Origin of the sequence: Streptomyces sp. CB01201 (assembly GCF_002803085.1) — a bacterium.
Lineage (GTDB): Bacteria > Actinomycetota > Actinomycetes > Streptomycetales > Streptomycetaceae > Streptomyces > Streptomyces hundungensis.
In genome coordinates this window covers 457,105-472,475 of sequence record NZ_NNBJ01000001.1, presented here as the reverse complement: position 1 = coordinate 472,475, position 15,371 = coordinate 457,105, and the positions used below count along the sequence as shown (strand labels likewise).

The window sequence follows — 15,371 nt, the reverse complement described above, 5'->3', positions numbered from 1 at the left end:
CGGGTGGGCTAGTGGGCCGGGGCCTCGGCGGGGAGCGCTCCGCGCAGGGCCGCGAAGGCGTCCTCGGCCGCGGCGTCGTCGAGGACCATGCGGTCCCACACCATGCGCAGGTGGAGTTCGGGACCCTGGGTCGCGGAGACGGCGAAGGGGGCGCGGACCTGACGGCCGCCGATGTGCACCTCGCGGCCGGGTGTCGCGCCGAGCGCGAGCGGGGTGCGGTGGCGGGAATCGTCCACGGTGAGCAGGCCGTCGAGCCTGCCGGACCAGGCGGAACCGCCCGCACGGGCGGCCCGTACCACTTCGTCGAAGGGGGTGTCGGCCCGGTCGAGGTCGTCCCACCAGTCGGTGGCGGTGATCTCCGGGGCCGTTGCCGCGCCGGTGTCGGCGGGGAAGACCACGGTGTTGAGGAAGCAGCCGAGCACCGGCTCCGCTCCGGCGGGCCGGCCGCCCCACGGGTAGCCGATGGGCGACACGGGACCGGTGCCGAACAGGGCCCCGGCCGCCGCCCGGCAGGCGTCGAGCAGTGCCGGGAAGGGGACGCCGCCGACGGGTGATGGAATCCTCGACTCGGCTGCGCCGCTGGGCAGTTCGTCGGATATGGAGCGCTTGCGCGGCAGTGGTGCCTGTTCGTGTGCCGTACGCAGCCGATCTCCCCAGTATGCGAGGGCACGGGGCGAGGCCGCACGGTCCTCGGCGTCGAGCTGGCGCAGGACGGCGTCGCGGTAGGCGGCCAGTTCGGCGGCCGCCTCGGCGGGCGACAGGTCGTCGGGGCCCAGGCGGTCACGGTAGGCGGCGCCGAGTTCCTCGACGATGCGGGCGAGCGACTGGCCGTCGCAGGCGGTGTGGTCGAGGACGACGGCGAGCAGTTCCTCGTCAGCGCGCGTGGCATCGTGCGGGGCGTTGCGCGAGGCGTCGCGGGCGCCTTGGTGAGCGGCGCCCTCGGCGCCGCCGGCGGCGAGGAACAGGCGCAGCGGCGGGCCCTGTGCGGCCCAGTCCGCGAGGGTGCGGCGCAGCGCGTCCTCGGCGCTCTCGCCGGGTGCGCGGGCCACGTGCTCCAGGGGCACCTCGGCCGGCTGGGGCCGCAGCACCGGCGTGCCGCGTACGACGCACGGCTGGGAGCGCAGGACGGGGTGGCGGGCCGCGAGGTGCCCGGCGGCGGCACGCAGCCGGGCCGGGTCGACGGTGCCGCGCGGGAACGCGAAGAACATGGGGACGATGTCCGCCCGGCCCGCGGGGTCGAGGGCGCGTACGAGCAGGAAGCGCCGCTGGGCCCCGGTGACGGGCAGCAGCGCGGCGGCCGGGTCACCCGCGTCGCCGAGGCGCTGGTAGCGGGCCAGATACTGGCCCGTGATGCTGGGGAGCACGTGATCCTCTCTCGGGTCGGAAACTCTCGACGTGGGGGGGGTGAACGTCCGTGCGGCGGTGCGGGGTTGAGCGGGTGCTGCGGCTTCGCGGGTCAGGCGACGGGGACGTTCTCGTCGTGATCGGGGGCCACGGGCCGCGGCTCGTCGTCCTCGGGGTGGACGGGGTCGGGGAGTTCGCGCATGCGGCGCAGCGGGGAGAGCAGCAGCGGCACGGGTACGACGAGGAAGCCGATGGCGCAGATCCACAGTGCGGCGCGGGCACCGTAGGCGTCGGCGACGGCGCCGCCGGCGAGTGCGCCGAGCGGCAGGGTGCCCCACATGAGGAAGCGCAGGGTTGCGTTCATGCGCCCCAACAGACGTGGTGGGCACAGGGTCTGACGGAAGCTCACCTGGGCGACGTTGTAGACGACGGCGCCGAAGAAGACGACACCGGAGGCGACGGCGAACAGCGCGGCTGCGGCGCCCGCTGCGGACAGTGGCCACAGCAGCGCGAACGGCCCGGTGACGAGGGCGGAGAGCCAGATGACGCGGGCCTGGCCGAAGCGCCCGGCCAGGCGCCCGGCGCAGAGCGCGCCGGCGAGTCCGCCCACGGCCGAGGCGGAGAGCATCGCGCCGACCGCGGCGGGCGGCAGGTCCAGGACCCGGACCAGGAAGACGGTCTGGGTAGCCATGAGCATGGCGGTGAAGAAGTTGCCGAGGCCGGTGGTGCCCGCGATGACGCGCAGCAGCGGGTGGCCGAGCACGAAGCGCAGGCCTTCGCCGACGTCCTTGCGCAGGGAGGCGCCGGGGACCGGTTCGGGCTTGCTCTCGGGTCGGCGGATGGCGAGGAGGAACACGGCGGATATCGCGTAGCCGATGGCGTCGGCCACGATGGCCAGATGTGCGCCGACGAGCTGGACGAGTCCGCCGCCGAGCCCGGGGCCGGCCACCTGTGCCGAGGACCGCACCGTCTCCAGCGCCCCGTTCCCGGCCACCAGGTGTTCCCGGGGCAGCAGTTGGGGCAGATAGCTCTGGTGGGCCACGTCGAAGAAGACGGTGGCGACGCCCACCACCAGCGCGACGGCGTACAGCTGAACCATCGTCAGGACGTCCGCGATCGCGGCGAGCGGGATGCTGGCCATGGCCAGCGAGCGCACGACGTCGGCGCGGATCATCAGTGACAGTTTGCGCATCCGGTCGACCCAGGCCCCGGCCGGGAGTCCGATGAGCAGGAACGCGGCGGTCTCCGCCGCGGTGAGCAGTCCCACTTGGAAGGCGGGTGCCTTGAGTTCGAGCACGGCCACCAGGGGCAGCGCCACCAGCGTGACCTGGGCGCCGGCCTGCCCGGCCGCGGCTCCGGCGAGCAGAAGGCGGAAATCGCGCATACGGAGCAGACCGCCGGAAGCGGCCTGGGGCGAAGGGGACATGCACGAGACCTTCACCGCAGGCCGATCAGGAGTCAAAACAAACAGGACACTTTCGGTCGTTTCTTATGTCATTCTGGCAGTGGATCAAGAGAATCAACGGCCAGATCACGGCAACCGCCATATGAATTACAGGTGTTGGCGCCTGTCGACACAGGACTTTCACCATTGGGGACCGAGCCTGCGCAGGGGACGCCACGCCTCCCGCCCCGATGGGGGAAGGTATGTCCGAAACTCACCGTCCCCACACTTGCGGAGGCAACCTTGAGGCCGCCCGGCCGTCGGGGTTCGGGGGCGAGGTCCGGGGGCGGAGCCGGAGTCCTCATTCCGCCGCGGGACGCAGGTCCACCTGGTGCCGGTCGGCGGCGATGACGGAGGGCAGCGGAAGACCGCCGCGCATGACCAGCTGCACGAGTGTGGCCTGGACGTCGACGGGCCCGGCCGCCGGGGCGGGGCCGGAGCCGGCCCGGCCCCGGTTGACCCAGGTGTGCTCGGCGCCGTCGCACTGCGCGGCGACGCCGTTGAGCCCGTACCGCACGCTGCCGCTGTCGGCCGAGCCGATCCCCACCGAGCTGGCCACGAGCACCGGGCCCCGGCTCGTCGGCGCGGTACACCGGTAGGTGCCGGACAGAGTGATGGTGCCGTCCCGGGAGACGGTTCCCGTCGGGTCGGCGGCCACGGACCCGGAGCTCGCGGCGGCCGGGCCCGCGACGACTGCGAGAAGGGCTCCGGCGGCGGCGACGGCCCCGGCGGCGACAAGAGGTACGCGCATCGGCAGATCTCCTACATCGTGACGTGTGTGGGGCGCGTGGGCGGCCCGTTCACCCGCCCGCGCTGGCCCAAGGAATACCGTGGGCGCGCCCGCCCGCCGGGGATTCACCCCGGTCGGCGGCGTGTCCGACGGCCGCCGCGGCTGATGCCCGAGGGACGGGACGGATGCCGATGCGCCTGCTGGGGCGGGCGTTGCCGGGCCGTGCGCGGTGTGACCGAAAGAGGGCCCCGCACGGGGAACTACGGATGGCGTGGGCCAGGCATGCTGGTGCCTCCGGCCGTTTCCCCGTGCCGCCCGTCGGGCGCCCGGACAGGATGGGAGCGTCATTTTGCGCACCGTAGGCGTGGAAGAGGAACTGCTCCTGGTCGACCCGGGCACCGGGTATCCCCGTGCCCTGTCCTCGGAGGTACTGGCCCGCCTTGCCAAGTGTGCCGCCGCCGGAGGGGGCGCACCCAAGGAGACCTTCCAAGGTGAACTCCAGTCCCAGCAGCTGGAGTTCGGCACCCGGCCCCAGACGGACCGGGAGGAACTCGGCGTGGAGATCATGCGCTGGCGCCGTGAGGCGGCCCGTCACGCGGCGGAGGCCGGGGCGGCGGTGGCCGCGCTCGCGACCTCTCCGCTGCCCGCCCGGCCCGCCGTGAACGTGAGCCGGCGGTACCAGTGGATGGAGGCACAGTTCGGCCTGACCACCCAGGAACAGCTCACCTGCGGTTGCCATGTGCATGTGTCGGTCGCATCGGACGACGAAGGTGTGGCCGTCGTGGACCGGATCCAGCCGTGGCTGCCCGTCCTGACCGCGCTGAGCGGGAACTCGCCGTACTGGCAGGGGAACGACACCCTCTACAGCAGTTACCGCAGCCGGGTGTGGGGGCGATGGCCCATGTCCGGACCCACCGGGCTGTTCGGCTCGGCCGAGCGCTATCACTCACAGGTCGACGACATGGTGACGAGCGGCGTGGTACACGACCGGGGCATGATCTATTTCGATGCCCGGCTCTCGCACCGCTACCCCACGGTGGAGATCCGCGTCGCCGATGTGTGTCTGGAGTCCACCACCACGGTGCTCCTGGCATGCCTGGGGCGCGCGTTGGTCGAGACCGCGGCCCGCGACTGGCGGGCGGGACTACCGCCGGTGGGACACGGGGTGCAGCTGTTGCGCCTGGCCGCCTGGCGGGCCGCGCGCTCGGGTCTGGAGGGTGATCTGTTACACCCCCTGACCATGCGCCCGGCCCCCGCGCCCACCGTCCTGCGGGCCCTGCTCGACCACGTACAAGAGGCCCTCGAAGACGCCGGGGACCTGGGTTGGGCGCGCAGGACGACCGCGGGGCTCCTCGCCCACGGCAACGGCGCCCTGATACAGCGCGCCCTGCTCGCCCACACCGGGAGCCTCAGTGGTGTGGTCGCGGCATGTGTGCGCCGCACCCTGGGCGAGCGCGAACTCAGGTGCACGACACCGGAGTGACACCGCGCGGCGGCGTCGATGGGGAGACGGTATCGAGGTCTGCGGGATATGCCATCGGAGTCTGCCAAGGAGGACATCGGGGTCTGTCGGAGGTGACATCGGAGCCCGTCGAGTGATGACGTCGGAGCCCCTCGAAGGATGGCATCGGGCAGTCGGCACCACAGCGTCCGACCCATCACACAGCACCCACACCTCAGGGCGGGACCTCACTCGATGTGTCCGAGGAGGCCAACACCACACCACTTCATCACCCTCAGCGGTCTCATCTGCTGTCAAGTGGGTGTCCGGACACAGGTGAGGCGCGTAACATCCGGCAGCAATCACCTACGCACACACCCCCGGAGGAACCACTCGTGCCGGACAGCACTCCGCTCCAGTCCCAGTACGCCGCCCAGATCCAGAGCGACCTGGACAGCAACGTCGCCGAACGCGAACAGATCGCCGGCCAGATCAGCTCGCTCCAGGAGCAGTTGAGCGTTCTGGAGAACAACCACGCACTGCTCGCGTCCATGCAGCAGGCCATCGGCCCCGCCTCCGCCGCGCCGGCCAAGGGCAGCACCAAGGGCAGCGCCAAGGCTGCCAAGAAGACCGCCGGGGGCGCGGCGCCGCGGATCCCCCAGGCGCGCACGGCGGCGAAGTCCGCAGGTCGCGCCACCAAGAAGCAGGCGAAGCCGGCCGTCAAGGCCAAGGCGTCCGGGAACACTCCCACCCTGCGGGACCTCGTCGCGAACCACCTCGCGCAGAGCGGCGAGCCGCGCTCGGCCGCCGAGATCACCGCGGGTCTCACCGACGCACACCCGCAGCGCAACATCGCCGGCACCGTGGTGCGCAACACCCTCGAAAACCTCGTGGCCAAGGGCCAGGCGCAGCGCACCCGTCAGAACCGGTCCGTCTTCTACACGGCCCCCGACGCCACCGGCGCCACCACGGCCAAGGAGTCGGCGGACGGCGACGTCAAGAAGGGAGCGGACGCCGTCACCCCCGCCACCACCGGCTGACCTCGCGGCGGAGCCGGACCGGCCGGCCCGCCCGAAGCCGTCTGCGGAGCCACCCACCCACGAGGTGACATGGCCCCGTGCCTCACTCCACAGGGCTGCAGTCCGGGTGACCCCAGCCGCCCTCGCGCTTCATGATGGGAGTACCCGCGGCATACGGCTGCCCACAGGGGCAGCGCCCCGGGAACTTCGCCTTGATGGTCCGCGGCTTCCCCGAGGAGGCCGGCTTGGCCGCGGACGATGTCTTCCTCGCGGATGCGGGCCTGGCCCGCGTCGCCGAGGCCCGTGCCGGCGCCGGGACCGGCAACTCCTGGTCGCCCAGTGCGGTACCGGCGGCCCGCTGGGTGGCGGCCGCGTCGCTGGCGGCCTGGTCGGCGATCGCGTTCAACGGGTCCCCGCCCACCTGGTGTGCGGGCACATGGATGAACTCCACATCCCGCTCGGTGAGCAACTCGTCGATGCGCTCGACGAGTTCACGGTTGGCGACCGGCTTGCCCGCCGCGGTCTTCCAGCCGTTGCGCTTCCACCCCGGCAGCCACTGGGTGACCGCCTTCATGGCGTACTGGGAATCCATCCGCACCTGCATGCGGGTACCCGGGTCCACGGCTTCGAGGAGGCGTTCCAGGGCCGTCAGTTCACCCACATTGTTGGTGGCGGTGCCGAGCGGTCCCGCGCCCCAGCGCTCCGGCCGGCCCTCCGGATCCGCGATCACCCAGCCCCAGCCCGCGGGACCCGGATTACCCTTCGACGCGCCATCACAGGCGGCAACAACAACACGATCAGACATCGCGCCATCATCCCACCGCCGCTTGCTCATCAAGAAATCCCCGCCCGGCACCTGCATGGTCCTCCCCGCCCGGTCGAGGCGGACCGGGGTACGGCGAAGGCCGGCACTCCCCTCCCGAGGTGCCGGCCGACGTCGACTGGTAGTAGGCGCGCGTCACGTGGTGGGCGCGCGTCTTGTGGTGGGCGCGCTTCACGTGGCGCGTCAACGCATCAGCGGCGGCCCCAGGACCTGGTGACGATGACGTGGCCGTGACTGTCGCGCAGGGTGGCGGTGTCACCGGTGTTGTTCCACACATAGGCACGGCGGTTCTGGTAGACGTCGGCGCGGGTGTTGCGGCCGATGCCGGTGTGCACGCGGACCGAGGCGCGGCCGCCGAGCGTGAAGCCGCCGAAGGTGTAGACGTGGTGGCTGCGGTCGCTGAGCGTCCACCCCTTCAGGTTGACCGACGAGCGACCGGTGTTGCTGACGGTGACCCACTCGGCGTTGAGACTGCGCTGCGAACCGTCGTCCTTGCCGGGGCTGTCGTACTGGATGGTGCCGAAGGCGATCGGTGAGCGCGGGGCGGCGGTGGCGGGCAGAGTCGTGGCTCCGGCCAGGGCCGCTCCGGCAGCCAGGCCGGCGACGACACGGGCTATGGAACGTGCGGACATGGAAACCCCCAGTTCAGGACGGCGAGCAGGGCCTGCGTCGGCGTCCGATGGTGTGAACCTCCGGCCTGGTGGCGGCCGGACACCCACACTCTGGACCCGATCCGCACCAGCCGACGGAAGTAGTTCAACGCGTAACAGAACGCGGACATCGACACACCGTCAGCTCCCCCAGCGCATGCGCCCCGGCGTACGTCGGCCCCAACGAGCCCTACGCACAGGGGAGTCACAGCACCGCACGTCCGGGTGACATACCCAGGTATAGGTGCCCGACACACACTTCGGCCCCCGGCACTGGGTGCCGGGGGCCGAAGTTCCGTAGCGGGGACAGGATTTGAACCTGCGACCTCTGGGTTATGAGCCCAGCGAGCTACCGAGCTGCTCCACCCCGCGTCGATGACTCCACCCTACGGCACGTGGAGCGGCCCGCCGACCACTCGCGGACCCGGGCCCGTCTCCCGTCTCCCGTCTCCCGTCTCCCGTCTCCCGTCTCCCGTCTCCCGTCTCCCGTCTCCCGTCTCCCGTCTCCCGTCTCCCGTCTCCCGGATGGATCACACTGCGTCACAGCTCGACGCGCGGTGGGTGAGGGCGCGTGTCACCGTGAAGTGGTTCCATCCCCCACATGCAGGAGTGAATCCCGATGGGCAAGGCCGAGAAGTTCCGGGACAAGGCGCAGCAGGCCGCCGAGCAGGCCAAGGCGAAGACGACGGAGGCGAGGGAGCGGATCTCCGGGCGCTCCGACGAGTCCGAAGCGAGCCGTCAGGCACAGGAACAGCAGGAGCGGACCGAGCAGGCGATGCGCGACGCCGGCACCGACCGCGCCTGACGCGGTGCGCCCCGAGGCCACGCGAGGCGAGGTCTCACCCGTACGCACCGAGCCACACGAACCCGGGGCCGCCCCGGACCCGGCCGAGCCACACAAACCCGGGGCCTCCCCCGACACGCGGCCGAGCCACACGGACCATGGCCTCAGCGGCACCGCACTGAGCCGCGTCCGCCGGGGTCTCAGCCGACGGGGGCTGAGGCCCCGGCCCACTTAGGCGCGCTCCGCTTGCCGGGGGCGATCGCGCCCCTGGTCCCTCTCATCGACCCGGCACCTTCGCCCCCGCCCCCGCCGGGACCTCGCGCGTGCGGGTCCAGGCCAGCAGGGCGTCCATCGGCCAGGTCGTGACGACCCGTTCCGGCGGGACACCGCACTCCTCGGCACGGGCGCAGCCGTAGATCTGCCAGTCCAGCTGTCCGGGGGCGTGCGCGTCGGTGTCGATGGCGAACAGGACCCCCGCCTCGACAGCCCGGCTCAGGAGGCGGCGCGGAGGGTCGAGCCGCTCCGGACGGCTGTTGATCTCCAAGGCCGTACCGGCCTCGGCACACGCCGCGAAGACGGCGTCCGCGTCGAACTGCGACTCGGGCCGGCCACGACCGGTGACCAGGCGGCCCGTGCAGTGGCCCAGGACGTCCGCCAACGGGTTGCTCACAGCCGCGACCAGCCGCCGGGTCATGGCGGCGGCATCCATCCGCAACTTGGAGTGCACGGAGACGACCACGACGTCGAGCTGGTCGAGCAGTTCGTCCTCCTGGTCGAGGGAGCCGTCGTCGAGGATGTCGCACTCGATGCCGGTGAGGAGCCGGAACGGCGCCCAGCGCTCGTTGAGTTCGGCCACCACCTCCAGCTGGCCGCGCAGCCGCTCGGCACTCAGCCCGCCGGCGACGGTCAGCCGGGGCGAGTGGTCGGTGAGCACGGCCCATTCATGGCCGAGTTCGGCGGCCGTGCGGCCCATGTCGTCGATGGTGCTGCCACCGTCCGACCAGTCGGAGTGCAGATGGCAGTCGCCGCGCAGTGCGGCGCGCAGCGCCTCGCCGCCCACCGCGAGCGGCGCCGCCGCCTCCAGCTCCGACTCCAGGCGCTGAAGATAGCCCGGCACCTGGTCGGCCAGGGCCTCGCGCACCACCTGGGCGGTCTTCGGGCCGATCCCCTTGATCGATTCGAGGCTTCCCGTCACCGCCGCGCGTGCCGCGAGCTCGTCCGGCGAGATCTCCTTGATCGCCGCGGCCGCGGTACGGAAGGCCTGGACGCGATAGGTGGCGCCCTGGCCGCGTTCGAGCAGGAAGGCGATCCGCCTCAGGGCCGCCACCGGATCCATGGGCACCTCCCGCGCAGACGCCCGCTGTGCGGGCGGGCCGACACCGTCCCTCCCAGCTTCCCCCAGGCCCGCCTCCTCTGCAGTCCCACCCACATAGGTGATGTGTTCCGCCCACACATGTGGCCGGGCCGCCCGTCGGGGGATCGACGGGCGGCCCGGTGCTTCAGTGCGGTGCCGGGATCAGCACTCGCGCAGACCCGGCGCCGGGTCCTGGCCGGTGCGCACGCTGACGGCGGGGACGTTGCCCCAGGCGCCGTTGTCGAGCTGCGTCCAGTACCAGATGTCGTTGCCGCCCTGGTGCGGGTCTCCGTGACCCCAGCAGGCGAACCAGTTGAACCCGGTGGTGAGCTCGCCGCGGGTCGCCGAGCGGTAGGAGCGGTCGGCGTAGCCCTTCGCGCCCACCGCGTTGCCGCAGTACAGCCGGCCGTCCGAGCGCACCCCGCACTCGGCGGCGGGCGCCGCCGCCTTGGCGGGCGCGGCGACCGCGGCGGGCAGCCCGGTCACGGTGAGGCCGGCGGTCAGCGCGGTGGCGGAGAGGAACAGGGCGATCTTCTTGCGAGCGTTCACTGCGAACTCCTGACGAGTGATGGGCGATGTGTGTGGGTGATGGGCGGTGGGTGGTGGTGGGCGGGTGGTGTCTGGTCATGCGTCATTCGTCATGCCTCATGCCTCATGCACGGCGCGTGGCGCGTGGCGGCGCTTGGCGCTTGGCCCTTGGCCCTTGGCCCTTGCCGATGGCCCGACATGGCTGTGGTGCATTGTGTGGCTTCCGGCCCCATGGGGCCTACCCGGAACGTCCGGGGACTGGCCGCGGTCAGGCGCAGGTCGGAACGCCGTCGAGCCAGGCCGGCCCCTGGATGTAGATGTTGGTGATCCAGGCCTTGTAGTCCGGCAGGTACGACCAGGCGTCGTTGCGGTAGCCGTCGGCCTCGACCAGCTGGGCGTGCTTCTGGCAGCCGACCTTCACTCGGGTCGGTCCCGCGAACTTGTTGACCCGGGCGCTGGTCGTGGACGGCTCGGCGTGCGTCCACACATCGGTGCCCCAGGTGGAGAAGTTGCCGTTCTGGCCGGGGCTCGCGCCGATGCGTACGGCACCGTTGTAGTCGCCGCCGAGCCGCACGTCGCTGACCATCACATGGGTCCCGGACTGGCGGGCCTCGACCATCTTGCCCGCGCCGAGGTAGACGGCGATGTGGTGGATGGAGTTGGCGCCGCCCCACGCCATCAGGTCGCCGGGCAGCAGCGGCCCGGTGCCCTGGGACGCGCCGAAGCGGGCGGTGACCTGCGAGGAGTGGTACTGGCTGTTGGCGGTGCCGGCCAGGATGTCCTGCCCGGTCGCCTGGGCGTAGGCGTACCGGACCAGGCCGGAGCAGTCGAAGCCCAGCCGTTCCGGGTCGTGGTTGCTGGCCGGGTCGGTGGGGTCCACCTGCCCGTAGGTCGCGCCGGGTCGCGGGCCGTGGCCGCCGCCCCACGTGTACCAGATGCCGAGCTGCGAACAGGCGGCGCGGACGGCCGCCTCGGCGGTGGCCGAGGCGCCGGGTGCGAGCACGTCGCAGCCACCGGCGGCCGCCGCGGAGAGGCCGGAGGTGCCCGTCAAGTGGGGTGTGGCGCCGGAGAGTTGGGCGGTCGGCACGACGGCGAAGGCCGCCACGATGCCCGCGGCGACGAAGGTCCGCCGCACTCCTGCAAGGGTGTGGTGCATGTGTGTGTTCCCCGTTTCGTCGTACGTGTCGCCGGGTCGCCCCGGTCGGCCGCGAGCCGCTCCGGTGCGGAGCGGGATCAGTTGTCGCGGTGCGTTCGAGACTGTGCCGTGCCGGGGTCCGCTGTCGAGGACCCCGGCGTCGCCTGTGTCGTCGGGAAACGGGAAACACCCCGGGAAACACCGGTGCTTCGCAGGTCAGTCGGGTGTCGGGCACAGCGGCCGGTAGGGCAGGTCGGGCAGCAGGCGGGCCCAGCGGTCGCGGCCCGTGTCGCCGAGGAGGCGGCAGACCTCGCTCTGTTGACGCGGCACGTCGGTGTTCCACAGCCGTACGGTCCCGTCGTTGCTGCTGCTCGCCAGCGTTCCGGGGAGCCCCGGGTCGAAGGTGACGCCCCAGACGGCCCCGGTGTGTCCGCTCAGCGCGGCGAGCTGTTCGGCGTCGGCCGGGTTCCACAGGCGTACGGTCTGATCGCTGCCGCTGCTCGCGAGGGTCGCGCCGTCGGGGCTGAAGGCGACCGCACGCACCGAGCCGCTGTGCCCCGCGAGGATGCCGGTCGCGCGGTGCGTGGCCGGGTCCCACAGGCGTACGGTCCCGTCGTTGGCGCCGCTCGCGAGGGTGTGCCCGTCCGGGGCGAAGGCGACGGAGCGCACCGAACCGGTGTGCCCGCGCAGGACGGAGCGCGGCCCGCCTCCGGGGTCGCGCGCGTCCCACAGACGCACCGTCAGGTCGTCGCTTGCGGTGGCCAGGGTGTGGCCGTCGGGGCTGAAGGCGACCGCGTTGACGAAGTCCCCGTGGCCGTGGAGCGTGGCGTACGGGCGCATGGTGTCGAGCGTCCAGAGGATGGTGGTGCGGTCGGCGCTCGCGGAGGCGAGCAGGTGTCCGCCGGGCGAGAAGGCCAGCGCGAACACGGATCCGGTGTGGCCGGTGAGGGTCTTCTCCGGGCGCCCGGTGGCCGCGTCCCAGAGCCGGACCGTGCGGTCGGCTCCGGCGGAGGCGATGAGGCGGCCGTCCGGTGAGAAGGCCACCGCGAAGACCGATCCGTCGTGGCCGGTCAGGGTGGCGCGCAGCCGGTGGTGGGCGACGTCCCACACCCGGACCGTGCGGTCCGCCTGGGCGGAGGCGAGCAGGCTTCCGTCGGGCGAGAAGGCCGACTGCCAGGCCTCGGTGAACGGCCGGGCGGTGAGCGCCGAGCGGCCCGGGTCCCACAGCACCACCGACTGGTCGAAGCCGCCGGTCGCCAGGCGTTCGTCGGGTCCGGCGGCGACCGCGAGGACGTAGTCGGTGTGGCCGGACAGGGTGGTGACGAGGCGGTGGTTGACGGCGTCCCAGAGTTTGACGGTGCCGTCGCCGCCGGCGCTGATGACGGTGTCACCGGCGCGGGTGAAGGCGACGGCGTTGACGTCGTCGCTGTGCCCGGTCAGGACGCCGCCGGCCGTGCCGTCGGGCAGGTTCCACAGCCGTACGGTGCGATCGGCGGAGCCGGACGCCAGGGTGTGGCCGTCGGGGCTGAAGGCCACCCCGAGCACCTGGTCGCTGTGCCCGGTGAGCACCATCGGTGACTGACTGCCCGTCACATCCCAGACCCGTACGGTGCGATCGGCCGAGGCGGAGGCCACCTCCTGCCCGTCGGGCCCGAAGGCGACCGACATCACGGCGTCGCCGTGTCCGGCCAGGACCGCGCGTGAGGTTCCGGCGGGCACGTCCCACAGGCGCACGGTGCGGTCGACTCCGCCGGACACCAGGGTGCGGCCGTCGGGGCTGAACGCCACGGCCCGGACCGTTCCTCGATGTCCCGTCAGGGTCGCCGTCGTGCGGTGTGCGGCCGTGCTCCAGAGCCGTACGGTGCCGTCCTCGCCCGCGGTCGCCAGGCGCGTGCCGTCGGCGGAGTAGGCGAGGGAGGTGACCGCTCCGGTGTGGCCGGTCAGGGTGGCGGTGATCCGGTGGCTCGCGGTGTCCCAGAGCTTGACGGTGCCGTCCGAGCTCGCCGATGCGAGGGTCTTGCCGTCGGGGCTGAACGCGACGGAGTTGACGGGCCCGAAGTGGCCGCGCAGCCGTCCGTCGAAGGACTGCGCCTGGGTGCTGAGCAGGGCTCCGCGCGCCTGCGGGGTGCGGTCGGTGCGGTAGGCGTCGGAGGCCAGCAGCATGGAGGCCTCCGGCTGCCCGGCGGCAAGCGCGCCCGAGCGCACCGCGAGGGCCTGTGACTGAGCGGTGCGGCTCTGGTCCAGGGCGCGGCGGCTCTGCTGGAAGGCGAGGGATCCGGCGGTCACGGCGACCGCCAGGAGGCCTCCGAGGGTGACGAGCAGGGTACGCCGGATGCGGACCTGGCGCCGCGCGACGCGCATCGCGCGTCCTTCCTCGGCCTCGCACGCAGCGATGAAGTCCCTTGTCTCGGGGCCGATTTGGCTTCTGTCCGGGGCGTGTCTCGATTGGTCGCGCACGGCCGCGAGGCGGCTTCCGCGGTAGAGCAGGCTCGGATCACGGTCCGCCCGTACCCACCGGGTCGCGGCGTCGAAGAGCTCCTGACGCATGACGAGCCCCGCACGGTCGGCGTCGATCCAGCCGCGCAGCCGCGGCCAGGCGTGCAGGAGTGCCTCATGGGTGATCTCGACCGTCTCGCTGCCCGCGGTGACCAGGCGGGCCCGCACGAAGGCGTCCAGCGCGCGGCCGCCGGCGCAGGGATCGCTCAACTGCCTTAGCAGCAGCTCACGTTCGACGGGTTTACGGGTCTGGGCGCTGTCGTCGGCCACATGCACGAGCCGCACCAGGAGTTGACGGGCTGTCAGCTGCTCGGCCGGATCCAGCCGGGCGTACACGGACTCGGCGGTGCGGGCGACGGCGCCGTGGATGCCTCCCGTCGTCTCGTAACCGGCCACGGTCAGGGTGCGGCTGGTGCGCTGCTGCCAGGTGACGAGGAGCGCGTGGGCGAGCAGGGGGAGGGAGCCGGCGGAGGTCGCCGTGTCGGTGCCCAGATCCCTCAACAGGAGTTCCACCAGGCCGGGTTCGAGGCTCAGACCGGCTCGTTCGGCGGGCCCGGTGATGGCCTGGCGCAGCTGGGTGACGGACATCGGGCCGAGGGCGAACAGGCCGTGGGTGAAGACCTCCACGAGGTGGGGATGGTCCAGGCACCGGCCGCAGAAGTCGGCGCGCAGACCGACCACGACGGCGGCCTGCGGGCTGCCGTCGTCGCCGGCCCGCGCGGTGGCCAGGGCGTGCAGCACGGCGACGAAGTCGCGGCGCTCGCGGTCGTCCTCGCAGAGGGTGAACGCCTCCTCGAACTGGTCGACCAGGAGCACCAGTCCGGGCCGGCCGCCGCGCGCCGCCGAGGCGTCGAGCAGGGCGGCGGGCCGCTCCGCCAGCGCCTCGGGGGTGAGCTCGGCGCCGGCCGCGCCGAGCACATCGGCGGCGCAGCGCAGAAGTTCCTTGAGCGGATGGGCGGTTGGGGTGCACACCACGACCGGCCAGCGGTCGGACCCGGGCGCCGGAAGGGCGCCCCGGCGCAGGGCGGGCAGCAGCCCGGCCTGGAGGAGCGAGGACTTCCCGGCGCCCGAGGGGGCGACCACGGCGAGCGGCCCTCGGCCCATGCGTTCGGCGAGCCGGCCGGCCAGTTCGGCCGTGGCGCTTTCGCGGCCGTAGAACCACTCGGCGTCCTGCGGACCGTAGGCGGCGAGTCCCCGGTAGGGGCACCGGGCGGTTTCGGCGGGGCCGCCCTGCGGGGCGCGGGCGGTGGGGACGGACGGCGGACGGGCCACCAGGCGCAGGAGCGCGCCGCCCGCCTCCAGTACGTCGTCGCAGCGGCGGGCGACATCGAGAGTAGGGGGTTTGCCGCCGTTCTCGATCTTGCTGAGATACCCCTTGCTGTAGTGGATCGAGCGGGCAAGACCGGTGAGGGACACCTTGCGCAGGCCTCGCAGACGGCGCAGCTCGGCTGCGAATCCGTCGGCCGTTTCGTCGTCCGTTGGCACGGGCCCCACCTTTCCGTGACGGGCGGGACGTACGCCGGAAAAGGACGAACTTCGTCCGGTTCCGGTCGGCAACAGACGTACGAGGCGGGTTCGTTCGGCAAGTCGCCGAAACGTCGTCGGAGAAGGGAACGAATGTGC

General features: G+C 72.5%; 12 protein-coding genes and 1 tRNA gene. 3 read left to right on the top strand and 10 right to left on the bottom strand.

Annotated features, from left to right (window positions below):
- Positions 1 to 8: 8 nt before the first annotated feature.
- The 3 genes from CG740_RS02160 to CG740_RS02150 form a co-directional block, all read right to left on the bottom strand.
- Positions 9 to 1,364 carry a non-ribosomal peptide synthetase gene (locus CG740_RS02160; RefSeq protein WP_100573130.1) on the bottom strand — a complete coding sequence of 452 codons (1,356 nt, stop codon included), beginning with the start codon at positions 1,362 to 1,364 and terminating at the stop codon, positions 9 to 11.
- A 92-nt stretch (positions 1,365 to 1,456) separates the two neighbouring features.
- A complete protein-coding gene (locus CG740_RS02155) occupies positions 1,457 to 2,770 on the bottom strand; it encodes an MFS transporter (RefSeq protein ID WP_100573622.1) in 1,314 nt (437 codons plus the stop codon).
- Between the two features lie 319 nt (positions 2,771 to 3,089).
- Entirely contained in the window at positions 3,090 to 3,539 is a 450-nt protein-coding gene (locus CG740_RS02150) for a DUF6299 family protein (RefSeq protein ID WP_199846292.1), read from the bottom strand.
- Between the two features lie 328 nt (positions 3,540 to 3,867).
- Between CG740_RS02150 and CG740_RS02145 the strand changes: the two genes are divergently transcribed.
- Both CG740_RS02145 and CG740_RS02140 read left to right on the top strand, forming a co-directional pair.
- Positions 3,868 to 5,001, top strand: coding sequence for a glutamate--cysteine ligase (locus CG740_RS02145; RefSeq protein ID WP_100573129.1), 1,134 nt, complete (start codon positions 3,868 to 3,870; stop codon positions 4,999 to 5,001).
- 353 nt (positions 5,002 to 5,354) lie between these two features.
- A complete protein-coding gene (locus tag CG740_RS02140; RefSeq protein ID WP_100573128.1) occupies positions 5,355 to 5,999 on the top strand; it encodes a hypothetical protein in 645 nt (214 codons plus the stop codon).
- An 82-nt stretch (positions 6,000 to 6,081) separates the two neighbouring features.
- Here the strand turns inward: CG740_RS02140 and CG740_RS02135 are convergent, their stop codons facing one another.
- The 3 genes from CG740_RS02135 to CG740_RS02125 form a co-directional block, all read right to left on the bottom strand.
- Complete coding sequence (locus tag CG740_RS02135) at positions 6,082 to 6,783, bottom strand: ribonuclease H family protein (protein WP_100573127.1); 702 nt, start codon at positions 6,781 to 6,783, stop codon at positions 6,082 to 6,084.
- Between the two features lie 209 nt (positions 6,784 to 6,992).
- A complete protein-coding gene (locus CG740_RS02130; protein WP_100573126.1) occupies positions 6,993 to 7,433 on the bottom strand; it encodes a lamin tail domain-containing protein in 441 nt (146 codons plus the stop codon).
- Positions 7,434 to 7,749: 316 nt separating this feature from the next.
- Positions 7,750 to 7,823 (bottom strand) — tRNA-Met (locus CG740_RS02125).
- 247 nt (positions 7,824 to 8,070) lie between these two features.
- Here CG740_RS02125 and CG740_RS02115 point away from each other — a divergent pair.
- Positions 8,071 to 8,256, top strand: a complete 186-nt coding sequence (locus CG740_RS02115) for a hypothetical protein (protein ID WP_100573125.1) — start codon at positions 8,071 to 8,073, stop codon at positions 8,254 to 8,256.
- Between the two features lie 256 nt (positions 8,257 to 8,512).
- Here the strand turns inward: CG740_RS02115 and CG740_RS02110 are convergent, their stop codons facing one another.
- The 4 genes from CG740_RS02110 to CG740_RS02095 form a co-directional block, all read right to left on the bottom strand.
- Complete coding sequence (locus CG740_RS02110; protein WP_100573124.1) at positions 8,513 to 9,571, bottom strand: PHP domain-containing protein; 1,059 nt, start codon at positions 9,569 to 9,571, stop codon at positions 8,513 to 8,515.
- Positions 9,572 to 9,751: 180 nt separating this feature from the next.
- Complete coding sequence (locus tag CG740_RS02105) at positions 9,752 to 10,138, bottom strand: hypothetical protein (protein ID WP_100573123.1); 387 nt, start codon at positions 10,136 to 10,138, stop codon at positions 9,752 to 9,754.
- A gap of 247 nt (positions 10,139 to 10,385) precedes the next feature.
- Positions 10,386 to 11,273 carry a C40 family peptidase gene (locus CG740_RS02100; protein ID WP_100573122.1) on the bottom strand — a complete coding sequence of 296 codons (888 nt, stop codon included), beginning with the start codon at positions 11,271 to 11,273 and terminating at the stop codon, positions 10,386 to 10,388.
- 195 nt (positions 11,274 to 11,468) lie between these two features.
- A complete protein-coding gene (locus CG740_RS02095) occupies positions 11,469 to 15,233 on the bottom strand; it encodes an nSTAND1 domain-containing NTPase (protein ID WP_234375998.1) in 3,765 nt (1,254 codons plus the stop codon).
- Between the last annotated feature and the right edge of the window lie 138 nt (positions 15,234 to 15,371).